This is a genomic window from Paucibacter sp. XJ19-41 (genome assembly GCF_028462495.1).
In the GTDB taxonomy this organism is placed as follows: Bacteria; Pseudomonadota; Gammaproteobacteria; order Burkholderiales; family Burkholderiaceae_C; genus Roseateles_E.
Genome location: NZ_JAQOWX010000268.1, coordinates 1 through 1,273, shown reverse-complemented (window position 1 = coordinate 1,273; position 1,273 = coordinate 1). Strand labels below are relative to the sequence as shown.

Annotated in this window: 1 protein-coding gene and 1 pseudogene; one reads left to right on the top strand and one right to left on the bottom strand. The window is 69.4% G+C overall.

Translation table 11 applies throughout. The annotated features are described in order from the left end of the window. A pseudogene (locus PO768_RS28865) lies at window positions 1–745 on the bottom strand (FAD-dependent monooxygenase); the annotation flags it as partial. 86 nt (window positions 746–831) lie between these two features. Between PO768_RS28865 and PO768_RS28860 the strand changes: the two are divergent. Next, on the top strand, window positions 832–1,273 hold a 442-nt coding region (locus PO768_RS28860; RefSeq protein ID WP_272648799.1), incomplete at its 3' end, for a GTPase.

Below are 1,273 nucleotides of genomic sequence, written 5' to 3'. Positions count from 1 at the left end.
CCAGCGGCCAGGCGGCGCGCGCGCCGCTCAGGCGCAGCGCTCCAGCCTCGCCGCCCGTGGCTGCCATCAAGGCTTGTTCGAACTCGGCATCGCTGGCCGCCAGCAATTCGGCCGCCCGGGCCTCAGGCAGCGACCACACCAGGCCGTAAGAGCGGGCCGGCGCCGGCCGCTCGAAGGGCAGCAGGGCCAGCACATCGGGTGAGCGGAACCATTGCCGCGCGACGCCCTGGTGCGGCCGATCCGCGACCAGGCGGGCCGCGATCGCATGGTGGCCGTAGGCCTGCTTGTCAAAGCGCAGGCCCAGCGCGGCGCGGCCGGCCGAATCGCGCCCCTCGCACAAGGCCTGCAGCTCGGCCGGCACCGGCTGGCTCACGCGCCGCACATGGGGCGCAAAGCCGACCGCCACGCCCAGCTGCTGATCCAGCGCGCCGGCATCGACGATATAGGCCAGCTCGCGTACGCCTTGCTGCCAGGCCGAGAATGCCAGCTGGCCGGCCGCCTGATCGCCCTGCACCTGCATTTCATAGACCGGGCTGATGGCATCCGGCGGCAGCGCGTCCCACACCCTGAGTTCGCGCAGCAAAGCCACCGAGGCGGCATTCAGCGCATAGGTGCGCAAATCCTCATCACGCGCTGCGGCCGCGCTGCCGAGAAGGGCCACGCGCAGCCCCTGGGCGCCCAGCGCCAGCGCCAAAGCCCGGCCTACACAGCCCTCACCACGCACCAGGAGGTCGACTCTTTCCATGGCGCGCCTTGTAGGAGGCACCGGCGCGGCGGCCGGGGGCGATTAAAATGCCCGTTTTGCCATCCGGCCCCAGCGAAAGTTCCCCCATGAGCCTCAAATGCGGCATCGTGGGCCTGCCCAATGTGGGCAAGTCCACCCTGTTCAACGCCCTGACCAAGGCCGGCATCGCCGCCGAGAACTACCCCTTCTGCACCATCGAGCCCAATGTGGGCATCGTGGAGCTGCCCGACCCGCGCCTGCAGCAGCTGGCCGAGATCGTCCAGCCCGAGCGCGTGGTGCCGGCCGTGGTCGAGTTTGTCGACATCGCCGGCCTGGTGGCGGGCGCCTCCAAGGGCGAAGGCCTGGGCAACAAGTTCCTCTCGCACATCCGCGAGACCGATGCCATCGTCAATGTGGTGCGCTGCTTCGAGGACGGCAATGTGGTCCACGTCAATGGCCGCGTCGACCCGATCTCCGACATCGAGGTGATCCAGACCGAGCTCTGCCTGGCGGATATGGGCACGGTGGAGAAGAGCCTGCACCGCTACA